Raw genomic sequence first — 26,944 nt, 5'->3', positions numbered from 1 at the left:
GGGAGCAAGAAAGGTGTTATCTTCTAGATATAGCCAGCTACATTTTTTAATTAATAATTCCGGTTCCCCTTCTCCCTTCAAGGGAGAAGGGGTTAGGGGATGAGGGTGAAACGCTCCCCCTATATTAGTTCTCACCTTAAGTTGATACGGATGACCGACGTGCGCCCTTACCCATCCCCGGCAATTCATGTAAATAGGCACTAATCTAAAAAATATTTATCTAGATGATTGACTATCTTTCCAAAGTTTTATATGTTCTCACGGGCAGTCGGAAAAGTCTGATATTCCTCTTATTGGTATTTATCTTCACCTCAATTCTCGAAGCCTTTGGTATTGGCTTAGTCGGACCCTTTATCAGCCTAGCATCTAACCCCGAATCGATTCAGAGTATTACCGTACTTGACTGGGCTTATCGAAAGTCAGGAATTGAATCGCCTCAGCAATTTATTCCCATCGTCGGATTTGTCATTATTATAATTTTTTGTATTCAAGCTATATTATATTTTCTAGCTCAAACGTATATCTATCGATACACCCATCAGCAAAAGAGCCGACTGATCGCCCGATTACTCAAAGCTTATTTGACCGCCCCCTATACATTTTACTTAAAACAAAATACAGCCCACATCATCAAGAATATTATTACTGAAACGATTCAGTTTACTCAGGGATGCTTGTTATCCTTACTCCTGTTTACAACGAACGGTATTGTGGTCGGCGTTTTAATGGGGTTAATGGCTTATAGCAGTCCCCTACTCCTGGTGATGATTCTGGTGATTTTAGTACCGACTTTTTTAGTATTCAATAAATTGGGACATCGATTTAAACGGTGGGGAAGAACCCAATCGGAAACTCAACAAGAAATGATTCGCACCGTCAATCACGGTTTAGGTGGATTGAAAGAGACGAGGGTGATTGGCTGTGAATCCTATTTTGAAAATAAAATGGATGAGCAAGTTCGCAAATACGCTAGGGCGGCTACGTTATCTCAAGCGTCTAATTTATTACCGAACATTTTTATTAAAACCTGTTTAATTGTATTTGTTGTCCTCTTTGTTTCTCTGTTCAATATTTTCTTCACTGAGAGTGGGCAAGATTTGACTGCTGTGATGGGAGTCTTTGCTGTGGCTGCAGTGCGTTTAATTCCAGCATCCAGTCAGTTTATTAGTGCAATGGGGAAAATGCGAACGTCTAGCCATGCGCTGGATATGCTCTACTTGGATCTCAAGGAGATAGAGAAACGAGAAGTCCACAATCGTTTAGAGACTTTAAAGGATTCAACAACGAAAGAGCCAGTTAAGCGGGGAAATAAAGATAGGAACCTGTTGAGTTTCGCGAATCAAATCGAGCTGATTGATGTAACCTATCGTTATCCGGGGGCTTCAGAACTCTCGCTTGATCATATTTCTTTTAAAATTCAGAAAGGGGAATCGATTGCCTTAATTGGTAAGTCGGGAGCAGGAAAGACGACGTTAGTGGATGTGATACTAGGGCTTTTGGATCTAGAGAGTGGAGATATTAAAGTTGATGGTGTATCCATCTATGAGAATCTGCGCTATTGGCAAAATCTGGTTGGGTATATTCCCCAGTCTATTTTTCTGACTGATGATACAATCGAACGGAATATTGCTTTTGGTGTTCCTGATGCTCACATTGATCAGGGACAATTAGACAAGGCAATTCAAGCCGCGCAACTTGAGGACTTAATTGAGCAATTACCAGAGGGGATAAAGACGGGGGTTGGTGAACGGGGAGTACGTTTATCGGGGGGACAACGCCAACGGATTGGTATTGCTAGGGCAATTTATCATGAACGGGAAATTTTGGTACTGGACGAAGCAACGGCGGCATTGGATAATGAGACAGAGAGTCGGGTGACTGAGGCGATTAACGCTCTGGCGGGAACAAAAACTATGATTATTATTGCTCATCGGCTGAGTACAGTTGAGAATTGCGATCGGGTTTATGTTTTAGAAAAAGGAAAGGTGCTTAAATCGGGAAGTTATCAGGAAGTCGTGTTGGAACAATAAAAACGTTTACTGATAAAAAATAGACAAAATTAAAATGATAGGAGATATGTAATGATTAATCAGAATTGTGGGAGTGCTGACCCTATCTGCCCAATATCTGGAGCTGAGCTGAAACCGTGGCTTTTGGTTCCAGGGGACTGGATGCGGTCTAGTGTTAATGCGTCATATCAATTGTATTGGTGCGATGAGTCGAAATTGGGACGTCTTTATCCAACTCCAGAGGCTGGCATGATTGCTAGCTTTTACGATATAGATGATTACTATACTCACACCATAACCCGCCAATCTCCAACAATTTCCTCCAACATTTCCTTTTTAGAGCAATTAAATTCTTTTTTAGATAAATTGCGCGTCCATCTGGCTTGGCGTTTAGATCATGGAATAGAAATTACCACTGATTGGTTTAAGAATCATTTTGATCCTACCTCTAAGTCTATCTGCGAAATTGGTTGCGGCAACGGCAACTTGCTTGCTAAGCTTCAAGCAGATGGTCATACAGTTGTTGGTGTTGAACCCGATCCGGTCGCCCGATCAATCGCTATCCAGAAAAGAGGTCTGAATGTATTTGATGGAACGGCAGAATCTCTTCCCCCGGAAATTCAGTCGAGACGTTATGACATAGTAGTGATGACTCATGTTCTTGAACATACTATAGATCCTGTATTGGCACTCCATAATGCTATGCTTTTGCTTGCTCCGAATGGGAAGTTGGTAATAGAAACACCTAACAACGAAGCATTAGGTCTCAAATGGGCGGGAATAACTTGGTTTTCTCTTCGGGTTCCCAGACATCTAAACTTTTTCACTAAAGATAGTTTAATAGGAATCTGTGAAAAGGTTGGTCTGAAGGTGGTTAAGACTGAGTTTAGAGGTTACAGTCGCCAGTTTGTCAAAAATTATATTAAAATTGAACAGAAGATTTGGGATGTTTTTTATTCAATTGACTGTAAAAATAAGAGGTTGCCTAATAAAAACTCCAGATTAAAAACTTGGCTCCTGTTGTTGGCAACTTTCTTTGTGGATGATGCCCAAAAGTACGATTGTGTTCGCGTTATTGCTAAACAATAAATCAAAAATTTTTCTAGAGAGCAATGAAATGCGTTTACCTGATTTTTTAATCATCGGTGCGGCTAAAGCCGGAACAACAACTTTATATAAATACTTATGTCGCCATTCGCAATTCTATCAACCTGCGCCGGAAAATACAGCTTATGTTCCTCAAAAGCCTTATTCCTACAAAGAACCTAACTTTTTTGGTTGTGATGAGAATTATGCTAAAGGTATAAACTATTACGCTTCGCTATTTACTGAGGCGCAAGTACACCAAGTTTGTGGAGAAGCTTCAACAGACTATACTAAGTATCCTCAGTTTCCAGAATCGGCGGCAAGGATTGCTCATCATTGTCCTGATGTCAAGCTGATTTACATTATGCGACATCCCGTAGATCGGGCATATTCTTACTATGTACATCTTAATCGCACTAATCGAAAATTAAATTTTCAAGAAACTTTTGAAGAGCATCTTCAAAAAACAACAGTTTCCCTAGACGGCAGTGACTATATGTTGCAAATTGAACAATATCTAAAGTTTTTTTCTAAAGAAGCATTCCTTTTCCTGTTAATGGATGACTTAGTTCAACAGCCTCAAGATACCTTGAAAAAAACTTTTAATTTTATTGGTATTGATGATGGTATTGATGTCATCTCAGGAAACGAGATAGCTGAAAATAAAGCGAGTCAATATTTGGAAAATATTTATCGTTCCAAACTATCTGTTCCTTTGCGTAAAATTCCAGGAGCGAATTCAATGAGGATGTTGCTGCCTCAGTCTTGGAGGGATCAGATCTACTATCTACTAAGGAAGACTGCTTATGGAGAACAGGTTAAGAAACAAGCTTACCCTCAGCCAATGCTGCCAGAGACCCGCAAGATGCTGTTAGAGAGATTCCAGGAACCGAATCAAAGACTGTCTGAATTTCTCAATCGAGATTTATCCCATTGGTCTAGATAGATAATTAAAGAAATGAAAGAGTTCTACTGATAACTAGTCCATATCGCAAAAGCATACCTAAAACTAAGCCTATGACCCCCCAAGCCCAACTGGCAATGCTTGCCTGGATACCCCTCCTGTTGTACCTGTTTATTCGGCTTCCTGTACAAAAGGCAGTAGTGATTGGGTTCATCGGGGCTTGGCTATTTTTACCCCAAAAAGCAGCATTTTCTTTTATCGGGTTCCCAGACTATAACCGAGTATCAGCAGCAAGTTACGGGATTTTGCTGGCGACTTGTATCTTTGATGTGGGACGCTTTCATTCCTTTAAATTCGGTTGGCTTGATCTACCAATGCTGATTTGGTGTGTATCTCCTTTAGCGTCCTCCCTGAGCAATGGCTTGGGACTTTATGATGGTCTTTCAGCAACTCTTTCTGAAACGGTGCAGTGGGGATTTCCTTATTTTTTAGGTCGCATCTATTTAAACGATTTTAAAGGATTGCGTCTGTTGGCGATGGGTATCTTCCTGGGTGGCATGGTTTATGTGCCTTTATGCCTGTTTGAAGTCCGCATGAGTCCTCAGCTACACAACATGGTGTATGGCTACTTTCCCCATAGCTTTCTACAAACCATACGTTATGGCGGATTTAGACCCCAAGTATTCATGCAGCATGGTTTAGCCGTGGGCGTGTGGATGATGGCAGCTACTCTAGTTGGAATTTGGCTGTGGCAAGCTGGGGTGATTAAACAAGTTTGGGGAATACCCATGAAGTGGCTTGTACCCCTATTGCTGATTACTTTTATACTGTGTAAATCCACAGGAGCATGGTTGCTGTGTGGCTTTGGGTTGGTTATCATCTTTGCTGCCCGCTGGCTAAACACTGCCCTACCCTTATTATTTCTAATTGGGGGAATCTTTTTCTACCAATACTATGTAGCAACTGGACAGTTGACACCGCAACAGCAGGATCAAATGATTTCTGTGATGACTCAGATAACGAATGAACAGAGAGCTTCCTCGTTAGAATTCAGAATGGATAACGAAGAGATTCTGGGGGACAAGGCGCGGCAGCAGATAATTTTTGGTTGGGGCGGATGGGGAAGAAATCGTGTGACGGAATACAATTGGCGCGGAGAACCTGTGGATGTTGCCGTTACTGATAGCTTTTGGATAATCACATTTGGTACGAAGGGGCTAGTCGGCTTATTTAGTATCAACGCAGCCATGTTACTGCCTGTGGTAATCTTGTGTCGGCGTTATCCGGCTCAATACTGGTTTAACCCGAAAGTAGCCCCAGCTATTGCAGTGGCAGTTACCGTAACGCTGTATATGAATGACAATCTTATAAATTCTATGTTTAATCCAGTCTTTCCCCTGATTAGTGGCGGAATCGCAGGGCTGGTACTGCAAGGGAGTGACATGAAAGTTCAGAGGCGATCGCTCCCTAGAGGTAAAGTCAGGCGGATTCAACAGAGACATCCCTCGTCTAATTAATGGGGTTAAGGCATTATCAGCTTAAGGTGTGCGAAAATGTCACTGGATTGATTAACCCTTGAGGCAATAACACTGAGGTACGCTTGCCATGCCAAAACCGCGAGTTGGATTTTTATCCTGTCAAAACTACCTAGATAGGAATGCGTTTTCCGGAACGCTTTATTCAATGCATCAATCCTTAATCGGTCAACCGCTGCAAGTTGTTAATCTGGGTAATGCCGAGATGCCTTCACGCTGGCGCCAGCTTAGGCATTACTTTCATCCCCAAAAGACTTCTTTAAAACTAGGCTCTCAAGATTATATGGTTGAGTATACACGATTTGCTTATCAGGTACAAAAACAACTGCTTAAGACACCCTGCGATGTTATTGTCGCGCCTGTGGCTTCAGAAGAATTAAGTTTTTTTAATAGCAATAAACCGATAATTTATTTATCAGATGTGACATTTAGTTTATATAAAAAATATTATCCCTTGGCTTTGGACTCTGAAGAAATCGAATGGAAAGACAATCAAGAAAAAGCAGCTATATTAAAATCTCAAAAAGTTATCTATTCTTCGGAATGGGCAGCCAAGTCAGCGATTGATGATTATCAAGCAGATGCTGAAAAAGTAGAAGTTGTCCCCTTTGGCGCGAATTTAGACGATCCCCCATTGGCTGAGGATGTTATTGGCAAAAAATTATCTTCACCTTGTCGTCTTTTATTCGTAGGCAAAGACTGGCAAAGAAAAGGGGGAACAATTGCCTTTGACACGCTGATGGCTTTACTGGGAATGGGAGTCGATGCGGAGTTGGTTGTGGTGGGAACTATACCCCCGATTCAACATGAAAAGCTGACGGTGATTCCCTATTTGAATAAAAATGTGTCCCAGCAGCGTCAGCAACTCAATCAGCTATTTTTAGACTCGCATTTTTTCATTTTCCCAACTCGTGCGGAATGTTCACCGATTGTGATTTGTGAGGCTAATGCCTTTGGTTTGCCTGTACTGACGACTGAGGTGGGTGGCATACCGACGATTGTTAAGAATGGTAACAACGGCTATATGTTACCGCGATCGGCGTCAGGAGAAGAGTATGCTGATTTAATCGCCCAGACCATCTCAGACCCCAGTACATATCAGCAATTAGTTCACTCGTCTCGCCGAGAATATGATCAGCGCTTGAATTGGGATAAATGGGGGGAAAAGATGTATCAAATAATTACCGAAATGGTTGATTGAGAGATAAACAAAAGTGATAATATGGGATATAAATGATCGGAATGTGAAACTTTGAGAGTAGAATGTGGCTAAAATTACAGCATTTACCGGAAAACTGAAGGAACTATCAAAAAATTACCAGCCTGACCTGGGGATCATACTGATTGCTCTAGGGTTACGTATCCTGTGGGCAATAGCGGTACCCGTAATCCCCGTTTCCGATAGTAACGCCTACGATACCTTTGCCCTCAACTTAGCAACTGGACAAGGGTATGGCTGGAAGAGTGGTGATCCCACGGCTTATTGGCCCCCCGGAACCTCTTTTGTCTATGCTCTATTTTACTGGCTGTTTGGTCACAGCTATTTACCGATTATTGTTTTCAACCTCTTACTGACCGCCGTCATTATTTGGGTTTCAATGCGCTTGGCAGAAACCTGGTTCAATCGTCGCATTGCTATAGTAACAGGTATCATTTTGGCATTATGGCCCAGCCAAATCCAATTTACCACCGTCCTGGCTAGTGAGTTACTCTTTACAGCATTGGTATTAGTGGGACTGTGGCTATGGTTTAATGAGAGATTCACACTTCGGTCGAGAGCATTAGGGGTTGCCGTGGTCTTGGCGGCAGCAAGTTATGTGCGACCGACGGCACTGTTGATTCCTATATTACTATTATTTGTTCGGGCGGTTAGGACAAGGGAGATATTTAAGAACTTGACGGCTACTTTGGTCATGTTTGTCGTCATGGCGCTGCTGATTGCACCTTGGTCAATCCGTAATACTCAGGTTTTCGGACAGTTTACCACCATTTCAACAAATTCAGGTGCTAACCTTTGGATGGGCAATAACCCAAAGTCCACGGGTGGATATATGCCATTACCCCCTGACGTCAAGGAAATGAATGAAGCACAGCGAGACGATTATCTAAAGTCGGTTGCTGTTGCTCATATTAAAGAAAAACCTTTTTTGTTTATCAGACGCAGCCTGGTTCGGTTGGTTCAAACTCATGCGCGTGAAAGTATCGGAGTAGCTTGGAATGAGAAAGGCTTAGTCAAGCGCTATGGAACTGGGGTGCTATTGCCTTTGAAAATCATCAACCAACTCTACTGGTTAGCAGCACTAGGACTCGGCTTAATTGGTATTGTATTACTCGGTAAACAACAGGGATGGGTGATGATGATCTCCCATCCAACTGTATTACTTTGGGGTTATTTTGCCGCTGTCCATGCGGTGATTGTTGCCCAAGACCGTTACCATTTTCCGAGTATTCCGATGATTGCTATCCTAGCTGCCTTGACTCTTGTATCTTTACTGAAAGTGAGGCAAAAAAGCCAGAAAGTTTCGGAAATAAATTAATTAAGGATAAATACGGCTTTTTTTAGAGAGAGTTATAGGTGCTTGAATTAAATAAAAGAAGACCGTTAACAAATCATCAAAAGCAATTCTCCTGCTCCAAAAACTAGACAAGATGAGCAATCGAAAATCATTAACCGTTAAATTTCCCTATTTAACTGCCCTCCGCCCTCGTCAGTGGACAAAAAACTTAATCGTTTTTGCGGCGCCTCTGTTTGCGTTTAGTATTAATCTTCAATCTTTTCTAGGCAGCTTACTTGCCTTAGTCCTATTTTGCAGCGCTTCTAGCAGTTTCTATTTATTCAATGACATTGCCGATGTCGAATCAGACCGTCGCCATCCTGTCAAGTGTAAGCGTCCCATTGCCGCAGGTTTAGTCCGTGTGCCAGTGGCAATCGGGATGGCGGTGATTCTGTTGCTCGGTGCCCTAATTATCGGGTGGCTGAAGTCACCCGCTTTGGGAGTAACTATCCTCGGTTACGCTGTGCTGCAAGTTGCCTACAACCTAAGGCTGAAGCGCACCGTAATTTTAGATGTATTCGCCATCGCCACGGGATTTGTCCTCCGGGCTTTTGCGGGTGCTGCGGCGACGGGAATTATTCTCTCTCCCTGGTTTCTCTTGTGTACAGCAATGCTGGCGCTATTTTTGGGCGTGGAAAAGCGCAAAGCTGAGTTGCGGTTGAGCGAAATTAAAGGGGGTAAGACTCGGTCAGTGCTACGCCGTTATTCTTTATCCTTGCTGAATCGCATGGAAAGTATTGTGACCACAGCGGCTGTGGTTACTTATGCGCTTTGGAGTTCGGGTCCCAAAGTTCAGGGAGCATCAACTCCCTGGATGATGCTGACGTTACCCTTCGTTCTCTACGGTATTTTTCGGTATCAACTGCTCAGTGATCCCCGGGAAATTGCGCGGAGAAGTGACACGGTTGAACAGGGAGGACGAACTGAGCGACCGGAAGAAGTTTTATTGAAAGACTTACCAACTTTGCTCACTGTCCTGGGTTGGGTGCTGACCAGTTTTATCATTTTGTTGCTCAAACAGCAAGGGGTGATTAACTAATCTTTTTCCGTTTTTTGAAAAAACTATCTATTACATGAGAGGTGGAAGGAATATATGCGAAAGCGTACTACAGTTTTGCTCTTTCCTTTAAAGTTATTCAAATTGCCATCGAAATTAAAGCGAAGAAGGCAAAGAAACCTCCGGGTAAAGGATTTTCCCAGAAACGTTCATACTGTGGCTTGTATTAATCTAGATTTGTTAAAGACTGCTGGCATTCAAGGTATAATTCTCGATTTAGATAACACGATTGTTTCGGAACATGATCGCTATTTATCTCCAGAAGGCGAAGCCTGGATCAAAAAAGCCAAGTTAGCCGGATTTAAATTTTTTATCCTCTCCAATGGTAAGCGTCGCTATCGGGTAAAAGCCTGGTCTGAACGCTTGGATATTCCGGCAATCAATCCGGCAAGGAAGCCCTTTCCTTTTGCCTTCCGCAAAGCCTTGGCTCAGATGCAATTGACACCCAAACAAGTTGTTGTGATTGGAGACAGTCGCCACACGGATATGTTAGGGGCGTGGGTAGTGGGCTGCTCCAGTATTCAAGTTGCCACCCTTCCTCATCCGTTTCGCTGGTGGGAAAGGCTGTTTGGGAAGTACGTGCAAACTCCCTATCCAGTGGGGTATGATCTTTGGGACTTTGATCCGCTGAATGATTATGAACAGGGTTAATTGATTATCATGCTCACTCACCTTTTTTTCAGTTTATTGATTTTGATTAGTGTTGGACTCAATACTTTAGGGCAAACGCTCCTGAAACTGGGTTCGGGTCAGAACCCGATGAATATTTATTTGTTTGCGGGAATTTTTAGTTATGGTTTAAGTACCGTATTTTATATTTTGGTGTTAGGAAAGCTGAATTTGTCTGTAGCCTATCCTTTGGTTATTGGATTGACTATTACTTGTACAACCATTGCTGGAGCGGTGTTTTTGCACGAAAAAGTTGAGTCTGTGCATTGGTTGGGTGTGGGCTTGATGTTAAGTGGCATATCGGCAATCGCTTTAGCCAAACCCAGTTGATTCATTCGATTAGGTTTGTAGTAAGGGCTTTAGCCTTTAAAAGGATTAGCCTGACGTCCAGAAACTGTTTGAGCGTAAATCTTGCACTCAAACACCCTTTGAGTCGATTCTTCGCTTCGCTCAGAATCACACATGAGAACGCAACTTGGTATGAGTTCAGGGTTTAAGTCAGTGTCATTCATGTTAAATTAGAAGCCAAGACAATACATCCAACCGAGGCTAACTTCATGGTAAAGGGCAAAACTCCGGTTATCGCCATCGGGCTAGATGCCGCTGAACCCTCCCTGCTGGAAAAGTGGATGGCGCAAGGGTATCTGGAAAATCTTAGCCGTTTGCGGCAGCAGGGAATCTACGGGCGTCTGGAAAATTTCCGGGACTCGAATGTGGAAACCGCTTGGACTACCTTTGCTACGGGGAATCCACCCCAGAAAACAGGGTTTTGGGCGCACATGGGGTTGCGGGAAGGAACATACAACTTTGAAACCCGTGCGGCTTATGATTTTAAAGAGTATCCCGCTTTTTACGCCTTGGGTGAGGACTATCGAGTCGTGGCATTTGATGTGCCTCAAGTACGGCTGACGGATCAGATTCATGGGGTACAGGTGGCGGCTTGGGGAGCGCATTCGCCGCAAGTGGAGATGGGTTCGTTACCGGAAACCCTGTATCAAGAGTTGGTTGATCAGCATGGTGCGAGTCCAGCACTACACAATGACTATGCCGTATGTCTGGATTTGAAAAAAGCGTTTCAGGTTGAGGAACGATTAAAGACTGGCATTGCTCGGCGATCGGCGATTTGCCAGGATTTGCTAGAACGGGAAAAATGGGACTTGTTTTTGACGGTATTTAACGACCCGCATTCTGGGGGTCATCTGTTTTGGCAGTTGAGCCAACCGGATCATCCGTTGTATGAGACGTTAAGACCTCGTATTTCCCATGACCCACTGCTGGCAGTGTATCAGGAAATGGATCATGCGATCGGGGAGACTTTGACGAAGGCTCCTGATGATGCTTATATTGTTCTGTTTTCTGCTCATGGTACGGGCGCGGCGACGATTGATTTACCTAGCTTTATCTTTTTGGCTGAGTTTCTGTATCGCTTTAATTTTCCGGGAAAATGGGCATTGGGGTATGGTGAAGTTTCAGATCCTGTACCACCGTTGATTACGAAGCTGAAATGGAATTGGTGGGAGCGTCATATCTGGGGAACTAAGTATGATGCGAATCCCCTGCGTCGTTTTCTCAGACGGGAAACCCCTTCTCGACTGTTTAAGTTAATTGAACCGTTTCTGGATAAGACTGAGGCGGGGGATTTAATTTCACCCTTCCAACTGGTGCGACAGGGGGAACGGGTGGTTCCTTGGAATCCAGCTCAATGGTATAAACCGTTATGGTCTTCGATGAAGGCATTTGCTCTGCCTAGTTTTGCGGAAGGGTATATCCGGATTAATCTTCAGGGGCGAGAACCGCAAGGGATTGTGCCGCCGTCGGAGTATCATGCTTTGTGTGATGAGCTGTGTGAGAAGCTTTATGCGCTTAAAGATGCCCGTAAGGGGATACCGATGGTTAAGCGCATTGTCCGGACACGAAATGATCCGAATGAGCGCGATCGCAAGTTACCGGATGCTGATTTAATTGTGGTATGGCAGGAGGAGTATCCTACGGATGTGATGGATAGTCCTGAGTATGGGCGGTTTGGTCCTTTACCGCCTTATCGCGGAGGCAGTCATCGTCCGGAAGGGTTTATTATGGCGTTGGGTTCGGGTATTGAGGCTGGGTCGAGTTTATCAGCGGGTCATGTTATGGATCTCGGACCAACGATTCTGGAGTTGATGGGAGCGCCGATTCCGGAACGCTTACAGGGGAACCCTTTGCCCTTAGGAAGGAGTGAGGGTGTGGTTGATGGGGTAAGAACCTGATTGAGTAGTTGGATGAATGCGTCGGTATCGATGCATCGTTTTTGCCCTGTCCTCTAAAGCTATTCATACCTTGGCTTTACAATATCTTTAAGCTGTTCGGCAGTATTCTTTATCGTTGCTTCACACAATAATTAGCTGTTAGGCTTTACTATTTAGGAAGAATTTGCAACAGGCTCTCGATATTTGTGAGGGAGCAAACAAGTATCTATCTCTTGGGATTCTTCCTGTAGGTAGAATGATTTATTTGAAAACTCAGGTAATAATGATGCTTGGAATCTAAATTTTGTAGTAAGTCACACATAAGTGATAAGGATTTTGAAGATGACACTAATAGAAAAATTGAAGGCTCTCTCAGTACGAGGTTTACAAGTCGCTGCTGTTGGAGCTTCTGTTTTAGTAGCTAATCCATCGGATGCAGCGCTTATTAAGGTTATGAATGCTGGTACTAAAGTTTACTCATCAGTTGCGGAATCAGGAGAATACAACATTAACAGACTTGACCCATTAGAATCATACGATAGTGTTGTATGGTACGAAGACAACGCTGATGAATTTGCTCCTCCCAAAGAAGGCAACGTCATTATTTCTGATTCATTTCCATCAGATTTACGTGAAGGAGCGAATGATAGTACATTGTTGCAGATTTTGGGCGAACAATGGGATTTAGAGCTTTCTGTGGACGTAGGAATAAATACTCCAAATGATTGGCGGGGAGAATTAGCTGGTACAATTCCTCAAGGTACTCGAATTAATTCCTATTACATATTTATTGATGGCTTACCAATTAATGTAACCAATCCAAATCTTAGTCCGTGGGGTAATTCACGTCGGCTTAATGGTTTTGCTACTCTCGTGTTTGAAGAAGATATCCTGGGCTTAATTGGAGGTAGACAACTTTTAGTGGACACTAATGATATCTTAGGAAAAACTGGTGTTCAATATGAACCAAGAATTGGATTTGCTGGCTTAGAACCAGGAGCAGGCGATATAGCAATGATTGAGGGGAATGACCAGTGTAATGCCTGTGTCTTGACATTTGACTTTAGAACACACGACACCATGGATGCTATTCGTGTGATTACAAAATCAACTGCTGTTGAAGTTCCCGAACCCATCACTATCCTTGGTTCTAGTATGGCTTTAGGGTTCGGATTGATGTTCCGCAGAATGAAGCAGAAGTAAGATAATAGCTTCTGCATCTAATTTGGAAAAAGTACATAAGTATCATGACTCTCCCCAAAATTCTCTTTATTGGCCTTGATGGAGCGGACAGAGATTTAATTCGTCAGTGGACAGATGAGGGTTTACTGCCTACTTTCCAATCCCTGATGCAAAAAGGGGCTTGGGGAATCACCAAAGATCCACCCGGAATCAACGGTTGCCACTGGCCTACTTTTTTAAGTGGCGTTTCACCTGCTCAACATGGTCGTTATTGGGCGCAGCAGATTCAACCAGGTACTTATGATATAAAACCCTTTGGGTTTCCATGGGAACCCTTCTGGAATGTTCTCAGTCGAGCGGGTCGTAAAGTTGCCTTAATTGATTCTCCAGAGGCTCCTCTGGCTGACGACCTCAATGGGATTCAGATCATTGAACGCCATAGTTATAGTCAAAAAACTTCATCAATTCAGACCTATCCGTCGTCTTTAGCCGTTGAATTAGAAACTAGCTTTGGGAAAGAACCGATTGGCAGTTGGCGTACTGCTGGACGCAGTTTGGCTGACTTAAAGGACTTCCGTCAAAATTTGATGACTAGCATTGAAAAGAAAACTAAGCTGGTTAGTCATTTACTCAAACAAGACGAATGGGACTTTTTTCTGACAGCTTTTCGTGAAGCTCACTGGGCAGGTCACCAATGTTGGCATCTTCATGATCCCAATCACCCAGAATATGATCCAGAGATTGCTCATTCTCTGGGAAACCCGATGAAGGATATCTATGTCGCTATTGATGCTGCCATTGGGGAACTCTTACAGCAGGTGAGTCCAGAAACAACTGTTTTTATTTTTGCTAGTACTGGTATGGGTCCAAACTATACCGGGGTGCATGTTCTCGATGAAATCCTTTTACGGATCGAAAATCCTCAGAGAGCAGCAGTGCGTCAAGAGGTTGGCAATACTCTGAATTCTTTGAAGCGATATAAGTTTCTCCGGCAACTCAAAAAACGGCTCTGGAAACCTATACAGAACCTTCGTGGTAAAGGGAAGCCACCTATCTCACAGTTAAGTAATCGCAAATGTTTCCAAGTTCCTTCGAGTGAAGCATTCGGAGGAATTCGCATCAATTTAGTGGGTCGTGAACCCCAGGGTAAGATCCAACCGGGGCAAGAGTATGAAGACTTTTGCCAATCCCTCTGTCAAGATCTCTCAGAACTAGTTAACCATGACACAGGAGAACCTCTAATCCGAAATATTTTCCGGTCAGCCGAAATTTATAAAGGAGAACGTCCCATGGGTCATCCTGATATTTTAGTCGAGTGGAACCGGAATGCACCCATTGCTTCTGTTTCCTCTGCCAAAATCGGGAAAATTGATAAGGTTTACTGGGATAGCCGGACTGGGGATCATAAACCAGGTGGGCTTTTCTTGGTGTCAGGAGCGTCCATCGAACCCAGACGAATTGAACATCCTACATCGATTGTAGACTTTGCGCCGACGATCGCGTCTCTCCTTGATGTATCCCTTCCTCATAGTGATGGCAAACCGATTTCGGGGCTGTTCTCTAAAGAACCAAGTATTCAGTCCTAAGCTTAATGGCACTGAAATAAGCATTAGGGAATCACCTAAACCTTTAGTCTACCGTAGGGTGGGCATTGCCCACCAGCCTTAAGTCAGTGCCATTCGTTCTAAGTTGAATAGCATTGAATTAAGGTTTTGTAGTAGGTGATGCGGGCGCTGATGGCGCTTTAGCGCAACTACTAACTTAGCTTATGGCGGTGACATTTGTCCTAAGTGGATATTTCTAGCCTATACTACATACAAAGTGAAAAAAATACGATTACACTCTCACCAACATAGGGTAGAGGAGTTCAAATGATTAAGCGATTGATTAAGGATGTTACTTATCCCATCATTAAGTCCCGACCAGACTTCCTAATTATTGGAGCGCAGAAAGCGGGAACCACCTCTCTGTACAACTACCTCATTCAGCATCCTCAAATCTTTGGCAACACTGGCTGGAAAGAAGTTCGTTACTTTGATCGCCCAGAACATTATAATCTAGGCTTTGGTTGGTATTTAGGCAATTTTCCGTCTAAACTTAAGAAAGGCAACAAGCTAACTTGTGATGCCTCACCCAACTATCTTTACTACGAATTTGTTCCTGAACGCATCAAAAAGGATTTGGGAACTCTTAAAATGATAGCCGTATTGAGAGAACCTGTCTCTCGTGCCTATTCAGCATGGCAAATGTTTCATAGCTTCTCAGATATTGATAACGACCATTTGAGACGATTTTACGATAAAAGAACCTTTGCTGAAGCGATTGAAGAAGAATTCCAATCCGACTTTGATCATACCAAGTACCCTTTTCGCTATGATTATGTAGGTCGAGGTAAATATGTCTATCAATTAGAAAATTACTATAACTACTTTAACAAAGACAATATTCTAGTTTTGAATATGGACTGGTTTCGTCAGGATTTGGGTTCAGTCCTCAATTGTGTCTGTAATTTTCTTGGGATTGACGAGTTTCCTCAGGAAACGCTTCAAAAATTACAGCAAAAAAAACATAATAAGGGAAAGTATGAATTTCAGAAAACCCCCGAAGATGAGGAAAAACTGGAATTTCTCAAGAGTTATTTTACTCCATTTAATCAGAAGCTGTATGAACTCCTCGGTGAGCGTTATACCTGGTGAAGCCAGTTGTGGCAATTGTAGGTCTGATGGAGTACATTGGTTGGTGGGGGCAAGAATTCATCCGTGTCAACTTAAGCTCAACCCCTCACCCCCAGCCCCTCTCCCCTGCGTGGGAGAGGGGAGCAATAGAATCCCTAACCCCTTCTCCCCACGGAGGGAGAAGGGGTTAGGGGATGAGGGGGAAAATGTCGAGGAGTAGATAGACACAGCTTAAAACCTTGCCAGTATTAATTTTCACCTTAAGTTGATACTAAGGGCAAGCCTGGCGCCTCTACATTTTGTTTCACCTCATACAGGGGGAAACCGCTATATACTCTAGTCAAATTCTTTTGGAAAACAGTGGTGCAATGATAAAACCGATCAAACAATCGATAAAAAAACTAGTCTATCCACTATATCCAATTCTTAATTCGTCACCAGATTTTTTAATTGTTGGAGTCCAACGCTCCGCAACGACATCACTCTATCACTATTTAACTAAGCATCCTCAGATATTAGTCACTCATAACTGGAGAGAAACCTACTACTTTGACAATCCTGAAAATTACAGTAAAGGTTTTGGCTGGTATCTGAGTCACTTCCCCTCTAAGCTTGGCAAAAACAAGAAGCTAACCTTTGAAGCTTCACCCAGTTATATATACCACCCCCATATTCCTAAGCTAATTAAACAAGACTTACGAACTATTAAAATGATTGCCATACTCAGAAATCCTGTGGATAGAGCATACTCAGCGTGGCAGATGTATCATAGCTATTCTAGCCTACCGCATAAGCATTTGCGAGAAAGAGCTGATGAGAGGACGTTTACCGAGGCGATTGAACAAGAATTTAATCCGGAATCTAACACGGCTAAATACCCCTATAATTATATTAACCGGGGTAAGTACGTTCAGCAACTAGAAAATTACTATAACTATTTTGATAAGGATAAGATTCTGGTTCTGAACTTTGCTGCGTTTAGCAATGATCTCGGTTCAAGTCTGAATCAAGTCTGTGAGTTCTTAAATATTGAACATTTTTATCAAGAAGCTATTCAGCAGTTTCAGAAAGAAAAATACGCAGCAGCGAAGTATGTGAGCAGTTCTGATGACGATCAAGTCTTGGATCGGCTGAAGGATTATTTTGCTCCGTATAATGAAAAACTGTACACCTTATTAGGACATCGATATGACTGGTAAAAATAGACCGTATATACTATCTTAATAGATAAATTACTATATCCTCAAGTCTAATACCTAACAGCCGTCATGAATACCGACAATCCATCCTCTTTTGTAGATAAACCAATTTTTCTCGTTGGTGCTGAACGTTCTGGCACGACAGTTTTGAGGCTGATGCTGGATCACCATCCCCAGATTGCTTGGTGCAATGAATTTGAATATGTTGTTGATCAGATATCGGAGAATGGTAACTTTCCTAAACTTGAGGCGTATTATGAATGGTTAGAAACGCATCGTATCTTTCAAGGAACAGGTTTCGAGATTGATCGTAGCTTGAGCTATCCCCAACTCGCCAATAGTTTTTTGTGCCAAAGACGCGATCGCACGGGCAAACCTCTAGTTGGTGCTACGGTTCACCGCCACTTTGATCGATTACTCGACATTTGGCCCGATGCCCGTTTCATCCATCTGATTCGTGATGGTCGAGATGTTGCCCGTTCCTGCATTGGTATGGGTTGGGCGGGCAATGTTTGGACAGGGGTAGAACGTTGGATAGAAGCCGAACATTTATGGGCGAAACTCAGTAAGAATATGCCTCCAGAAAGGCAAATCGAGATAACCTATCAAACTTTGATTGAAGAACCTGTTGAGACTTTAACACATTTGTGCAATTTCATTGGGGTATCTTATAATGATGCAATGTTAAGTTATCCGGAGACAACTCCTTATGATTTACCCAATCCAAACTTAATTGGACAGTGGCAACGCAAACTCTCTGATCGCGAGATTCAATTGGTTGAATCACGAATTGCCAATATGCTAGTTGATCGTGGATACAAGCTCAGTGGATTACCCCAGCTCACAGTTACTCCTGCAATGGAGCAAAGACTCAGGGTGCAAGACTGGTGGGCGCGACTGCGCTACCGAATTGATCGTGATGGTGTCGGTTTGGTACTCTTAGATTATTTATCCCGACGCTTTAAACTACAACCCTTGCAGAAGCGGGTTAAACAGCAATTTAACGCAAATCAGAGAGCTAGACTTGAGGAAAAAGCTAGAGTTAAGTTTTCATCGAAAAATGCAAATCAACAGAAAAAATAATGTTATTAACCTAGATGAATAGGATTAAGGTAAGAATCTAATGCCCCATCAACGAGTTGGTTTTTTGTCATCTCAGAATTACCTGGATAGAAATGCATTTTCCGGTACTCTATACTCGATGTATAGAGCATTAAAAGCCAGGGAACTTCAGATAGTCGAGTTAGGAAAACCTCACAAACCTTCCCTATGGCACAAGCTTCTGGGTCGTCTGCCTAAGAATAATGCACCGATAAAATTTGGCTCACAACGTTTTATTCTTGAATATACACAATTTGCTTATCAGGTGCAAAAACAACTTCTTAAAACTCCGTGCGATCTGATTGTTGCTCCGGTGGCATCAGAAGAGTTAACTTTCATTCAAACTAATAAGCCAATAATTTATTTTTCCGACGTCACATTTAATCTATATAAGCAATACTATCCATTAAAATTGAATCAAGAAGAAATTGAATGGAAAGAAAGACAAGAAAAAATAGCGATTGCTCAGTCCACTAAATTAGTCTATTCTTCTGAATGGGCTGCTAATTCAGCAATTCAAGATTACCAAGCAGATACAGCTAAAATTGAAATCATTCCATTAGGAGCAAACTTAGATGAGATTCCTTTAGTTAAAACTGTTTTATCACCGAGAAAACATTCGCCTTGCCGGTTATTGTTTATTGGAAAAAACTGGCAGCGAAAAGGAGGCGATATCGCCTTTGAAGCGCTAGTATCTTTGCTAGAAATGGGTGTTGAAGCAGAACTAGTCGTGATTGGAACTGTCCCTCCAGTGCAACATGAAAAATTGACAGTTATTCCTTATCTGAATAAAAATGTTCCTCAGCAGCGACAAAAACTCAATGAATTTTTTTTCACCTCACTTTTTTTCATTTTTCCGACTCGTGCTGACTGTTCGCCGATTGTAATTTGTGAAGCCAACGCTTTTGGTCTCCCCGTACTCACTACAGATGTAGGCGGAATACCGACGATTGTCAAAAATGGAAAAAATGGTTACATGTTATCGCTTTCGGCTTCAGGAAAAGATTATGCAAATTTAATCACCCAGATTCTCTCCGATCAAAGTAGCTATCAACAGTTAGTTTATGATTGCCGCAAGGAATATGACGAGCGTTTAAACTGGGATAAATGGGGTGAAAGGATGTATCAAATTATTCTAGATATACTAAACTGAAATTTTAAAGATGTCTCGTGCCATTCAACTCAACCCTCCCTATCGTTTGGTGGTAGTTATCCTCAACTACCGCACCCCCAATCTCGTCATCGATTGCTTATCCTCATTGCAAACTGAAATTGAGGTGGGACATGATGTTGTCGTGGTCGTTGATAACGCCTCCGGTGATAACTCAGTCCCCCACATCGAACAGGCAATTAACGAAAACAACTGGAGTTCCTGGGTCAAACTTTTACCCTCTCCCATCAACGGTGGCTTCTCGGCTGGCAATAACCTCGGCATCAAAGCCTTAACCGCAGACGCCTATCTCTTACTCAATAGCGATACAATTGTCCGTAAAGGGGCAATCAAATCCCTCCTAGATGCCCTAGAAACCTATCCTGAAGCTGGACTCATCAGTCCCCGCCTAGAATGGCTCGACGGCACCCCCCAAATAAGCTGTTTCCGCTACCGTTCCCCGGTTAGCGAATTAATTAACTCTGCCGCAACCGGACCGATTACCAAACTGCTCAACCATTATGACGTACCCATCCCCGTCTCGGATACTCCCATGGAACCCGAATGGACAAGCTTTGCTTGTGTTCTGATTCGGCGGGAGGTAATCGAGCAAATTGGCTTAATGGATGAAGGATACTTTATGTATTTTGATGATATCGACTACTGTCGGAGAGCAAGAAACGCTGGCTGGAAGATTCTCCATTTGCCTCAAGCAAGAGTTGTCCATCTGCGGGGTGGGAGTGGACCGGTGAAAGCTGCGGTAGCGGCTCGCAAACGCCCTCCTGCTTATTCCTATGCTTCCCGAAGCAGATACTTCGCTAAATTCTACGGTCTGACTGGGCTGTGGATGGCTAACCTATTATGGTACGCTGGTTGGAGTATATCACTAATGCGCCAATTAGTGGGCAATAGACAGCTCCATACCTGCGAAAAGGAGGTGTATGACATTTGGACGAACTGGCGAGAACCGATGAAACCCCCAGTATTACCGGGAAAAGAGAATCAATGAGTCATTCTCCTAGTTTTATTATCATCGGCGCGATGAAATGCGCCACTAGCACCCTGCACGAGCAATTAGCCGTCCAACCTGGCATATTTATGAGTGAGCTGAAAGAACCTAATTTTTTCAGCGACGATGACCAGTATGCTAAAGGAATGGACTGGTATCTGGCTCATTTTCAGCCAGCTAATGCCAATGATATCTGTGGCGAATCCAGTACCCACTACACCAAGTTCCCCACTTACCCCAAAACCATAGAACGCCTGTACAACCATTTGCCAGATGTAAAACTCATCTATGTAATGCGCCATCCCATTGACCGACTCGTCTCTCAATACATCCACGAATGGAGCCAACGAGTCATTACCGTCGAAATTAACCAGGCGATCGCTCAACATCCAGAACTGATTTACTATAGCCAGTATACTCGCCAACTTCAACCCTATTTTGACACTTTTGGTCAACAGCGCATCTTACCCGTTTTCTTAGAAAGGCTATTCAAGTATCCCCAACAAGAATTAGAACGAGTCTGTGGCTTCATTGGTTATCCAGGTCAACCCATCTGGGATAATGAACTCAGTACTCGCAATGTCTCAACAGAGCGGATGCGAACGAGTAAAATCAGAGACTTTTTTGTCGAAGCTCCCCTGCTTAAACAAATGCGACGCTGGTTGATCCCCAAAAGCTTCCGCAATTGGGTGAGAAGTTTGTGGACGATGAAACAGAAACCTGAGCTTGAGTCGGAACAAGTGGAACACCTACAGGCTATCTTTGATCAAGACCTGGCTGTACTTGGCTCTTGGCTGGGAATTGAACTATCTTGTCATAACTTCAAAGCAGTAGTACAGGCGGAACCCAGGAATTGGGTTAATCTATCACCAAAGAATCAACCAATCTCTTCGGGCGATTATGATTGAATCAATTACTGCACCATCCATTTCTGCAACAGAACCCGATTGGAGTCGCGAACAATTGCGCCGCTGGTGGGACCCAAGCCGCCAACTCCTCAAATCTATCCGTGAGTATCAAAAGTGGTATGCAAAAGGAGGACTTATTGGAGGATTATTGCGTCGGGTTAACGTCTTTCAGCATCGCTTCTGGAGTGTGGTCACGGGCGCTGATATCCCCCTGAATTGCCAAATTGAAGGGGGACTACTCCTGCCTCATCCCAATGGGGTTGTCATTCATTCCAAGGCTTCGATTGGACCCAATTGCCTGATTATGCAACAGGTCACAATAAGTAAGGATATCAAAATCGGCGGTCATGTTGATATTGGTGCGGGTGCGAGAATCTTTTACGAGGCTAAGGTCGGTAACCATGCCAAAATAGGGGCTAACGCCGTCGTACTTTGTGATGTGCCAGCAGGCGCAACAGCTGTGGGCGTACCTGCGAGAATCATTACTCAGTCTCAGCCAGAAACTCAGGAGAATTCTGATTTGGAAACCCCTATTTCTAATGTCTAGCGATCGCACTATCCCTATTCCCCAGAGTTCCAGACACAGCGAGGTTTCCGGGTCATGTTCATTAATCCGCCATGGCTGATTATCATGGAAATAATCCTATTCGCGATCGCACTCTCCCTTCTTGTCCCCATCGGGATGCTGTTCATTGAGTGTTTCGCCGCCCTCTTCCCACAGCGTCAACACCCAGAAGCCGCCCCAGCCTCCCCTCCCCGCATAACTGTGTTAATTCCCGCCCACAACGAAGCCTCTGGAATTAGCACTACCCTAAAAACAATAGTACCCCAGCTAACCGACCAAGACCGATTGGTGGTTATTGCCGATAATTGTACCGATGAAACCGCCGCGATCGCACGTCAATTAGGCGCAACGGTAATTGAACGCCAAGATACAGAACGCCAAGGGAAAGGATATGCCTTAGACTACGGGATAAAGCACCTAGCCACAGACCCACCCGATATCGTGGTACTCGTAGATGCTGACTGTATCGTACATCAAGGCGCGATCGCGAAACTCGCTCAGCGTACCAACACATCCAAAAGACCCACCCAAGCCATTTACCTGTTAGAACAACCCCCCAATCCTACACCCAAGGATACCATTTCCGCTCTAGCGTTTCGGGTGAAAAACTTAGTCCGTCCCTGTGGACTAAATCAACTGGGATTCCCCTGCTTATTGACGGGTACCGGAATGGCGTTTCCTTGGTCAGTTATCCACCAAGCGCCCCTGGCAAGTAATAATATAGTCGAGGATATGCAGCTTGGCATTGATTTAGCCATAGCCGGACATCCTCCCCTATTTTGTTTAGACGCTAGAGTCACCGGATGTCTCCCCCAGCAGCAGGAAGCCGCCAAAACTCAGCGCACCCGCTGGGAACATGGACATTTACAAACCTTACTCACCCAAGTCCCGCGACTCCTTAGCCAGTCTTTGTTTCAGCGGCGGGTTGACTTGTTCGCGATCGCCCTTGATTTAGTTGTACCACCCCTGTCCCTGTTAGTCATGATTTGGGTAGCGGCGATGGGGGGAACATTACTAGCAGCCATTGTGGGAGTATCCTGGATACCAGCGATTTTTGTAGGACTAGAAGGACTATTAATTCTACTATCAATTATTGGGGCATGGGCTAAGTTTTGCCGTGAGGATATACCTGCACAGACACTTTTGACTGTACCCTTTTATATTTTGTGGAAAATTCCCCTGTATTTGGCGTTTCTCGTGAAGCCGGAAAATAAGTGGATTCGCACAGAACGAGACGCAGTGGATGTTCCAGAATCTTGATGGTTTCCCAATCTACCTGTGTAGAGACGCGCCATGGCGCGTCTCTACAATGTGTGGGGAATGCCCTTAACTCAACGCTTCTACATACTGATGAGGATAGGGATGGCGTTTCCCTAGTTCGTCATTCGCCAAAGGCTCCTGGCAAGTAATAATATAGTGAAGGTATAGGGTAAAAATCAATGAATGTATCTTTAACCCCAGAACTAGAACAATTTATTCAACGTCAGATTGATGCAGGAAAATACAATTCACCCGAAGAAGTAATTATTAGAAGTATCCAGTTATTAGCAATTATGGAACGTTTCGATCAAGGAAGCGTTGAAGTATTACAACCAACAAAACCCAAAACGGAATGGATGCCTGGTTTTTTTGAAGAAGTGATTGGAGGTTGGGTAGGCGCACCGCTAGTCCGCAAACCGTACATGTAGAGACGCGCCATGGCGCGTCTCTACAATATGTGTGGGGAACTCCCCTAACTCAACGCTTCCAGATAATCCCGCACCCGATTCCGCCGCTTGGGTTGGCGCAACTTCTGCAACGCCTTCGCCTCAATTTGCCGTACCCGTTCGCGAGACAGTTCCAGCGCCCGCCCAATCTCAGCTAAGGAGTAGGGATGTCCATCGCCCAAACCAAACCGCATACAAATCACATCCCGTTCGCGACTGGTTAAATCAGCCAGGAGTTGCTGTAAATCCCGCTGTAAAGCCTCGCGCATCAACACGTCTTCTGGGGAGGTTTCCTCGGTTTCCAGTAAATCACCCAGTTCTGTATCCTTCTCCTTCCCGACTTTAATCTCCAAGGAAACCGATCGCGGAACTCGCATCAGCACTTCCCGTACCTGCGGCGCATCCATTTCCAACTCTTTGGCGATATCCTCAATCGTGGCTGTACGTCCTCGTTCCTGAGAAATCTTCCGCTGGGCTTTCTTAATCTTATTCAGCTTTTCGGTAATATGAACCGGTAAGCGAATCGTCCGACTTTGAGTCGCGATCGCACGAGTAATTCCCTGACGAATCCACCAATAGGCATAGGTACTAAACCGATACCCCTTAGTCGGATCAAACTTCTCAACTGCCCGTTCTAATCCTAAAGTTCCTTCCTGAATCAAATCAAGCAGTTCTAAACCGCGATTTTGATACTTCTTCGCCACCGACACCACCAGGCGCAGGTTGGCTTTAATCATGTGTTCCTTCGCCTGCAACCCTTGGGCTTGAACCTGTTCCAGTTCCTTAACCGTCAGTTCCGCTAAATCCGCCCAGCGCCGTTTCCCCACCACCAGACTTGGCTTCAGGGTAGCCACATCCACCCCAGCGGTTGTCGCCCAGCGTTCTAAGGAGGGGCGATGTCCTAACTGAGAGGCTAAACGGTCATGGGTTTCGATTAAATGAACGAAATGCTCAATAACTGGCTCCTCTGGTGTGGCGAACTTGACGCGCAAGTCCAGTAGTCGCATATAGCGCTGAACTTTTTGAGCTTCTGAGACTTCCTCATCTCGTCTCAATAAACGAACCCGACCGATTTCTTGAAGATATAGCCGCACCAAATCGGTGGTGCGGCGGTTGGCACTTTTAGCAAAGCTACTCGTGTCGATGTCCTCTTCAATATCTGGATCAACGAAATCATCCACAGGATTATCGATATCGCCGTGGGTATCATGCAAATCCAGGCTGTAGGTAGGTTGGTCGTGGTCGAATTCGGTGTCGGTAAAAGGAGTGGCTGGCATAGTGATCTCTTAGATTACGACCGATAACGACACTTGATCGAAGTGTGTCATCACTTATTACTAGAATTCCCACCCTTGATGACCGGATAACAGCGTTTTTCGTTTTTCTCAGCGATAAGGGTTACCTGTTTTGCCAGGAAACCCTTACTAAGATTTACTGCTAACGCATCGCCACAGTTTCCGTTTTTACAGAATTCTCAGCATTTTGGGCTTAAAATCTGTCTCAGGTTAGATGACTGGGCTTCTCCTCTAGCAGATAGTGTACGCGATACCCTCTTGGGGAATGAGTGACCTTAGTCAAAGGCTGTATTAATCTACATCACCCATCAGACGGATTCCAGAAAGATTATTGAGACTTGTTTGGGAAACCGTTTTTTGACCAGGGTATCATCCGCGAAAACTGGATGGATAGCATGGGGTATAACCCCTAGCTCCATCTCTTTCTATTCCATTGTATAGAACAGGCGATAGGAAGTAGGTAACAATTTATATTTTGAACCCGTTTGTTGGGTGTCGGGTGTCGGGAGAAACCAAAGTCATTGAAGTTCCCTCCCTAGAACCGCTTCACCCTCATCCCCTAACCCCTTCTCCAACCCCCCTCATTCCCCCCTTTTAGATCCCCCTTCCGTCCCCCTTGTAGATCCCCCTTCCGTCCCCCTTAAGAAGGGGGAAGCCATAGGATACTTCGCGTTTTTTGCACGGGGGAGACCTAAGGATGCTTCGCTTTTTTTGCACGGGGGAGGACAGAGGATGCTTCGCTTTTGTTTCATGGGAGAAGGGGAACCATCCCATAAAGAAGCTTCTAAAGCACACTTGGAATATTGCTTCCATCCCCCCTAACCCCCCTTTGAAAGGGGGGTTAGGGGGGATGGAGAGGGGCAAAGGCGTGAGAAAGGGCGCACGTCAGCAAAGGGCGCACGTCGGTGCGCCCCTACGGAATACCGCTGATTTTCAAAACGTCACTCAGGGTAGGACAGTATGTTGGTAAACCGAATGTCTGGGGATTCACTGGGTTTTGATAAGTAAAATGGCGATAGTTGAGGCAAAATCGATCCCACGCCGCCATTTGAATCCGGAATAAGATAATTAATAGATTCGCTAGTCCAATCGATAAGGGGACTCGAAGATAAATTTTTTTACCCAAATAAGTACAGACTTCTTCTACCGCCTGATTCACGCTGAGGCGCGGATTTCCTAAGACTAAACGATTTGTCGATAATACGTCACCCGTGTTCGCTGTCAACTTCTGACTCGGAGGATGATTAACCAGATAGCGCACTACCTGAGCGATATCCTGGGCGTGCATAAAGTGGAAACTCCCATCGGCTTTGAACCAACGAATTAAGTCCATCCATTTCACCACATCCTTAATCCCTGATGAAATATGGGAGTAAGGTTTACGCTCATCTCCCCCCAATACCAACGTGGGAAACACTGTAGTAATTTTAGGCGCGATCGCTAATTTTGAGAGCTGCTGTAAACAGTCATATTTGGAACGGATATAGTCGGTTCCCAGTTGACCGGCTTGTTTGAGTAACTGGTTTTGCTGATTTAGAATGCTAGCAGTGGAAAAATAAATGACTTGTTCACAACGTTGTGTATTCAGCAAATCCAGCAACCGCAGGGTTTTGACCACATTAATATCAAAAACTTCCTGTACTCCTCCCCAAGCCGTTGCTGCCAAAATAGCTACATCTACAGTTTTAAGCAAATCGCCAAACTGATCAATCTGCCGTAAATCGGCTTTACAAATCGTAATACCCGGACGAGCATGGTAGTCAAATCCTAATTTATCTGGATTTCTGACCAATAAATATAACTCGTGATCCGTTTGTTGAATTAAAGTTTCGGCGACATACTGACCGATACAACCACTAGCACCGGTCATGAAGATTCGCTTGGGAGCCATTTGATTTTAGATCTTGAAAATATCCTAATCCTAGCTCAACCGATATTACATTATGTAAATATTTGGCTTGTAGTAAGGGCTTTAGCCCTAGATTCCGTTGGGTAACATGGGTCAACCTAACTTACAATCTATTCCACGATTTTAACTGTATGATCCACCTGAATTTGTGTCAGGGGCGGATTGAGTCACATCTGGGTGATGGACGAAACGACAATAGTGAAAT

General features: G+C 44.0%; 23 protein-coding genes. 21 read left to right on the top strand and 2 right to left on the bottom strand.

The genetic code is table 11. From position 1 onward, the window contains the following. Positions 1–224: 224 nt before the first annotated feature. From RIM23_RS25195 to RIM23_RS25095, 21 genes are all read left to right on the top strand, one after another. Positions 225–2,030 carry an ABC transporter ATP-binding protein gene (locus RIM23_RS25195; RefSeq protein ID WP_446370419.1) on the top strand — a complete coding sequence of 602 codons (1,806 nt, stop codon included), beginning with the start codon at positions 225–227 and terminating at the stop codon, positions 2,028–2,030. A gap of 51 nt (positions 2,031–2,081) precedes the next feature. Beyond that, a complete protein-coding gene (locus tag RIM23_RS25190; protein WP_446370417.1) occupies positions 2,082–3,098 on the top strand; it encodes a class I SAM-dependent methyltransferase in 1,017 nt (338 codons plus the stop codon). Positions 3,099–3,126: 28 nt separating this feature from the next. Continuing rightward, positions 3,127–4,041, top strand: a complete 915-nt coding sequence (locus tag RIM23_RS25185) for a sulfotransferase domain-containing protein (protein WP_446370415.1) — start codon at positions 3,127–3,129, stop codon at positions 4,039–4,041. Between the two features lie 71 nt (positions 4,042–4,112). Then, the gene (locus tag RIM23_RS25180) at positions 4,113–5,516 is read left to right on the top strand and encodes an O-antigen ligase domain-containing protein (protein ID WP_446370413.1); all 1,404 of its coding nucleotides are present in this window, start codon (positions 4,113–4,115) and stop codon (positions 5,514–5,516) included. Positions 5,517–5,604: 88 nt separating this feature from the next. Further along, positions 5,605–6,735, top strand: a complete 1,131-nt coding sequence (locus RIM23_RS25175; protein WP_446370411.1) for a glycosyltransferase family 4 protein — start codon at positions 5,605–5,607, stop codon at positions 6,733–6,735. Between the two features lie 64 nt (positions 6,736–6,799). Continuing rightward, positions 6,800–8,071: an ArnT family glycosyltransferase gene (locus RIM23_RS25170; RefSeq protein ID WP_446370409.1), complete on the top strand. Its 1,272-nt coding sequence runs from the start codon at positions 6,800–6,802 to the stop codon at positions 8,069–8,071. Positions 8,072–8,183: 112 nt separating this feature from the next. Continuing rightward, a complete protein-coding gene (locus RIM23_RS25165; protein ID WP_446363497.1) occupies positions 8,184–9,128 on the top strand; it encodes a decaprenyl-phosphate phosphoribosyltransferase in 945 nt (314 codons plus the stop codon). A gap of 174 nt (positions 9,129–9,302) precedes the next feature. Beyond that, positions 9,303–9,797 carry a YqeG family HAD IIIA-type phosphatase gene (locus RIM23_RS25160; protein ID WP_446370406.1) on the top strand — a complete coding sequence of 165 codons (495 nt, stop codon included), beginning with the start codon at positions 9,303–9,305 and terminating at the stop codon, positions 9,795–9,797. 9 nt (positions 9,798–9,806) lie between these two features. Next, positions 9,807–10,145 carry an SMR family transporter gene (locus RIM23_RS25155; protein WP_446370404.1) on the top strand — a complete coding sequence of 113 codons (339 nt, stop codon included), beginning with the start codon at positions 9,807–9,809 and terminating at the stop codon, positions 10,143–10,145. A gap of 227 nt (positions 10,146–10,372) precedes the next feature. Further along, positions 10,373–12,061 carry an alkaline phosphatase family protein gene (locus tag RIM23_RS25150; protein ID WP_446370402.1) on the top strand — a complete coding sequence of 563 codons (1,689 nt, stop codon included), beginning with the start codon at positions 10,373–10,375 and terminating at the stop codon, positions 12,059–12,061. Between the two features lie 321 nt (positions 12,062–12,382). Beyond that, positions 12,383–13,243: a PEP-CTERM sorting domain-containing protein gene (locus tag RIM23_RS25145; protein ID WP_446370400.1), complete on the top strand. Its 861-nt coding sequence runs from the start codon at positions 12,383–12,385 to the stop codon at positions 13,241–13,243. Positions 13,244–13,287: 44 nt separating this feature from the next. After that, on the top strand, positions 13,288–14,808 hold the full coding sequence (locus RIM23_RS25140; RefSeq protein ID WP_446370398.1) for an alkaline phosphatase family protein: 1,521 nt from the start codon (positions 13,288–13,290) through the stop codon (positions 14,806–14,808). A gap of 285 nt (positions 14,809–15,093) precedes the next feature. Further along, on the top strand, positions 15,094–15,918 hold the full coding sequence (locus tag RIM23_RS25135; RefSeq protein ID WP_446370396.1) for a sulfotransferase domain-containing protein: 825 nt from the start codon (positions 15,094–15,096) through the stop codon (positions 15,916–15,918). A gap of 347 nt (positions 15,919–16,265) precedes the next feature. Then, complete coding sequence (locus RIM23_RS25130) at positions 16,266–17,096, top strand: sulfotransferase domain-containing protein (RefSeq protein WP_446370394.1); 831 nt, start codon at positions 16,266–16,268, stop codon at positions 17,094–17,096. A gap of 69 nt (positions 17,097–17,165) precedes the next feature. Further along, positions 17,166–18,179 carry a sulfotransferase family protein gene (locus tag RIM23_RS25125; RefSeq protein ID WP_446370392.1) on the top strand — a complete coding sequence of 338 codons (1,014 nt, stop codon included), beginning with the start codon at positions 17,166–17,168 and terminating at the stop codon, positions 18,177–18,179. A gap of 40 nt (positions 18,180–18,219) precedes the next feature. Beyond that, positions 18,220–19,350 (top strand): glycosyltransferase family 4 protein, encoded by a 1,131-nt coding sequence (locus RIM23_RS25120; protein ID WP_446370390.1) that lies wholly within the window; start codon positions 18,220–18,222, stop codon positions 19,348–19,350. 10 nt (positions 19,351–19,360) lie between these two features. After that, positions 19,361–20,356 carry a glycosyltransferase family 2 protein gene (locus RIM23_RS25115; protein WP_446370387.1) on the top strand — a complete coding sequence of 332 codons (996 nt, stop codon included), beginning with the start codon at positions 19,361–19,363 and terminating at the stop codon, positions 20,354–20,356. Beyond that, positions 20,353–21,264: a sulfotransferase family protein gene (locus tag RIM23_RS25110; protein WP_446370385.1), complete on the top strand. Its 912-nt coding sequence runs from the start codon at positions 20,353–20,355 to the stop codon at positions 21,262–21,264. Before RIM23_RS25115 ends, RIM23_RS25110 begins: the two co-directional genes overlap by 4 nt. Then, positions 21,257–21,811 (top strand): serine O-acetyltransferase, encoded by a 555-nt coding sequence (locus tag RIM23_RS25105; RefSeq protein ID WP_446370383.1) that lies wholly within the window; start codon positions 21,257–21,259, stop codon positions 21,809–21,811. The genes RIM23_RS25110 and RIM23_RS25105 overlap by 8 nt, the downstream gene beginning before the upstream one ends. A 54-nt stretch (positions 21,812–21,865) precedes the next feature. Then, the gene (locus RIM23_RS25100) at positions 21,866–23,089 is read left to right on the top strand and encodes a glycosyltransferase family 2 protein (RefSeq protein WP_446370381.1); all 1,224 of its coding nucleotides are present in this window, start codon (positions 21,866–21,868) and stop codon (positions 23,087–23,089) included. 179 nt (positions 23,090–23,268) lie between these two features. Beyond that, positions 23,269–23,517, top strand: a complete 249-nt coding sequence (locus RIM23_RS25095) for a ribbon-helix-helix domain-containing protein (RefSeq protein ID WP_446370379.1) — start codon at positions 23,269–23,271, stop codon at positions 23,515–23,517. 44 nt (positions 23,518–23,561) lie between these two features. Here the strand turns inward: RIM23_RS25095 and sigC are convergent, their stop codons facing one another. Together sigC and RIM23_RS25085 are read right to left on the bottom strand one after the other, a co-directional pair. Further along, positions 23,562–24,812: an RNA polymerase sigma factor SigC gene (gene sigC, locus RIM23_RS25090; protein WP_446370377.1), complete on the bottom strand. Its 1,251-nt coding sequence runs from the start codon at positions 24,810–24,812 to the stop codon at positions 23,562–23,564. Positions 24,813–25,743: 931 nt separating this feature from the next. After that, positions 25,744–26,721, bottom strand: a complete 978-nt coding sequence (locus RIM23_RS25085; protein WP_446370375.1) for an NAD-dependent epimerase/dehydratase family protein — start codon at positions 26,719–26,721, stop codon at positions 25,744–25,746. Positions 26,722–26,944: the final 223 nt, after the last annotated feature.

It is taken from the genome of Coleofasciculus sp. G3-WIS-01 (genome assembly GCF_040223135.1).
GTDB lineage: Bacteria > Cyanobacteriota > Cyanobacteriia > Cyanobacteriales > Coleofasciculaceae > Coleofasciculus.
This window is presented reverse-complemented; position numbering and strand designations above follow the sequence as displayed.

Excerpts from the sequence above, each read along its gene's own strand:
- RIM23_RS25115 (WP_446370387.1), top strand. The coding sequence starts at position 19,361 with ATGTCTCGTGCCATTCAACTCAACCCTCCCTATCGTTTGGTGGTAGTT.
- RIM23_RS25105 (WP_446370383.1), top strand. The coding sequence starts at position 21,257 with ATGATTGAATCAATTACTGCACCATCCATTTCTGCAACAGAACCCGAT.
- RIM23_RS25135 (WP_446370396.1), top strand. The coding sequence starts at position 15,094 with ATGATTAAGCGATTGATTAAGGATGTTACTTATCCCATCATTAAGTCC.
- RIM23_RS25145 (WP_446370400.1), top strand. The coding sequence starts at position 12,383 with ATGACACTAATAGAAAAATTGAAGGCTCTCTCAGTACGAGGTTTACAA.
- RIM23_RS25140 (WP_446370398.1), top strand. The coding sequence starts at position 13,288 with ATGACTCTCCCCAAAATTCTCTTTATTGGCCTTGATGGAGCGGACAGA.
- RIM23_RS25100 (WP_446370381.1), top strand. The coding sequence starts at position 21,866 with ATGTTCATTAATCCGCCATGGCTGATTATCATGGAAATAATCCTATTC.
- RIM23_RS25095 (WP_446370379.1), top strand. The coding sequence starts at position 23,269 with ATGAATGTATCTTTAACCCCAGAACTAGAACAATTTATTCAACGTCAG.
- RIM23_RS25150 (WP_446370402.1), top strand. The coding sequence starts at position 10,373 with ATGGTAAAGGGCAAAACTCCGGTTATCGCCATCGGGCTAGATGCCGCT.
- RIM23_RS25175 (WP_446370411.1), top strand. The coding sequence starts at position 5,605 with ATGCCAAAACCGCGAGTTGGATTTTTATCCTGTCAAAACTACCTAGAT.
- RIM23_RS25110 (WP_446370385.1), top strand. The coding sequence starts at position 20,353 with ATGAGTCATTCTCCTAGTTTTATTATCATCGGCGCGATGAAATGCGCC.
- RIM23_RS25190 (WP_446370417.1), top strand. The coding sequence starts at position 2,082 with ATGATTAATCAGAATTGTGGGAGTGCTGACCCTATCTGCCCAATATCT.
- RIM23_RS25120 (WP_446370390.1), top strand. The coding sequence starts at position 18,220 with ATGCCCCATCAACGAGTTGGTTTTTTGTCATCTCAGAATTACCTGGAT.
- RIM23_RS25125 (WP_446370392.1), top strand. The coding sequence starts at position 17,166 with ATGAATACCGACAATCCATCCTCTTTTGTAGATAAACCAATTTTTCTC.
- RIM23_RS25130 (WP_446370394.1), top strand. The coding sequence starts at position 16,266 with ATGATAAAACCGATCAAACAATCGATAAAAAAACTAGTCTATCCACTA.
- RIM23_RS25155 (WP_446370404.1), top strand. The coding sequence starts at position 9,807 with ATGCTCACTCACCTTTTTTTCAGTTTATTGATTTTGATTAGTGTTGGA.
- RIM23_RS25180 (WP_446370413.1), top strand. The coding sequence starts at position 4,113 with ATGACCCCCCAAGCCCAACTGGCAATGCTTGCCTGGATACCCCTCCTG.
- RIM23_RS25165 (WP_446363497.1), top strand. The coding sequence starts at position 8,184 with ATGAGCAATCGAAAATCATTAACCGTTAAATTTCCCTATTTAACTGCC.
- RIM23_RS25195 (WP_446370419.1), top strand. The coding sequence starts at position 225 with ATGATTGACTATCTTTCCAAAGTTTTATATGTTCTCACGGGCAGTCGG.
- RIM23_RS25185 (WP_446370415.1), top strand. The coding sequence starts at position 3,127 with ATGCGTTTACCTGATTTTTTAATCATCGGTGCGGCTAAAGCCGGAACA.
- RIM23_RS25085 (WP_446370375.1), bottom strand. The coding sequence starts at position 26,721 with ATGGCTCCCAAGCGAATCTTCATGACCGGTGCTAGTGGTTGTATCGGT.
- sigC (WP_446370377.1), bottom strand. The coding sequence starts at position 24,812 with ATGCCAGCCACTCCTTTTACCGACACCGAATTCGACCACGACCAACCT.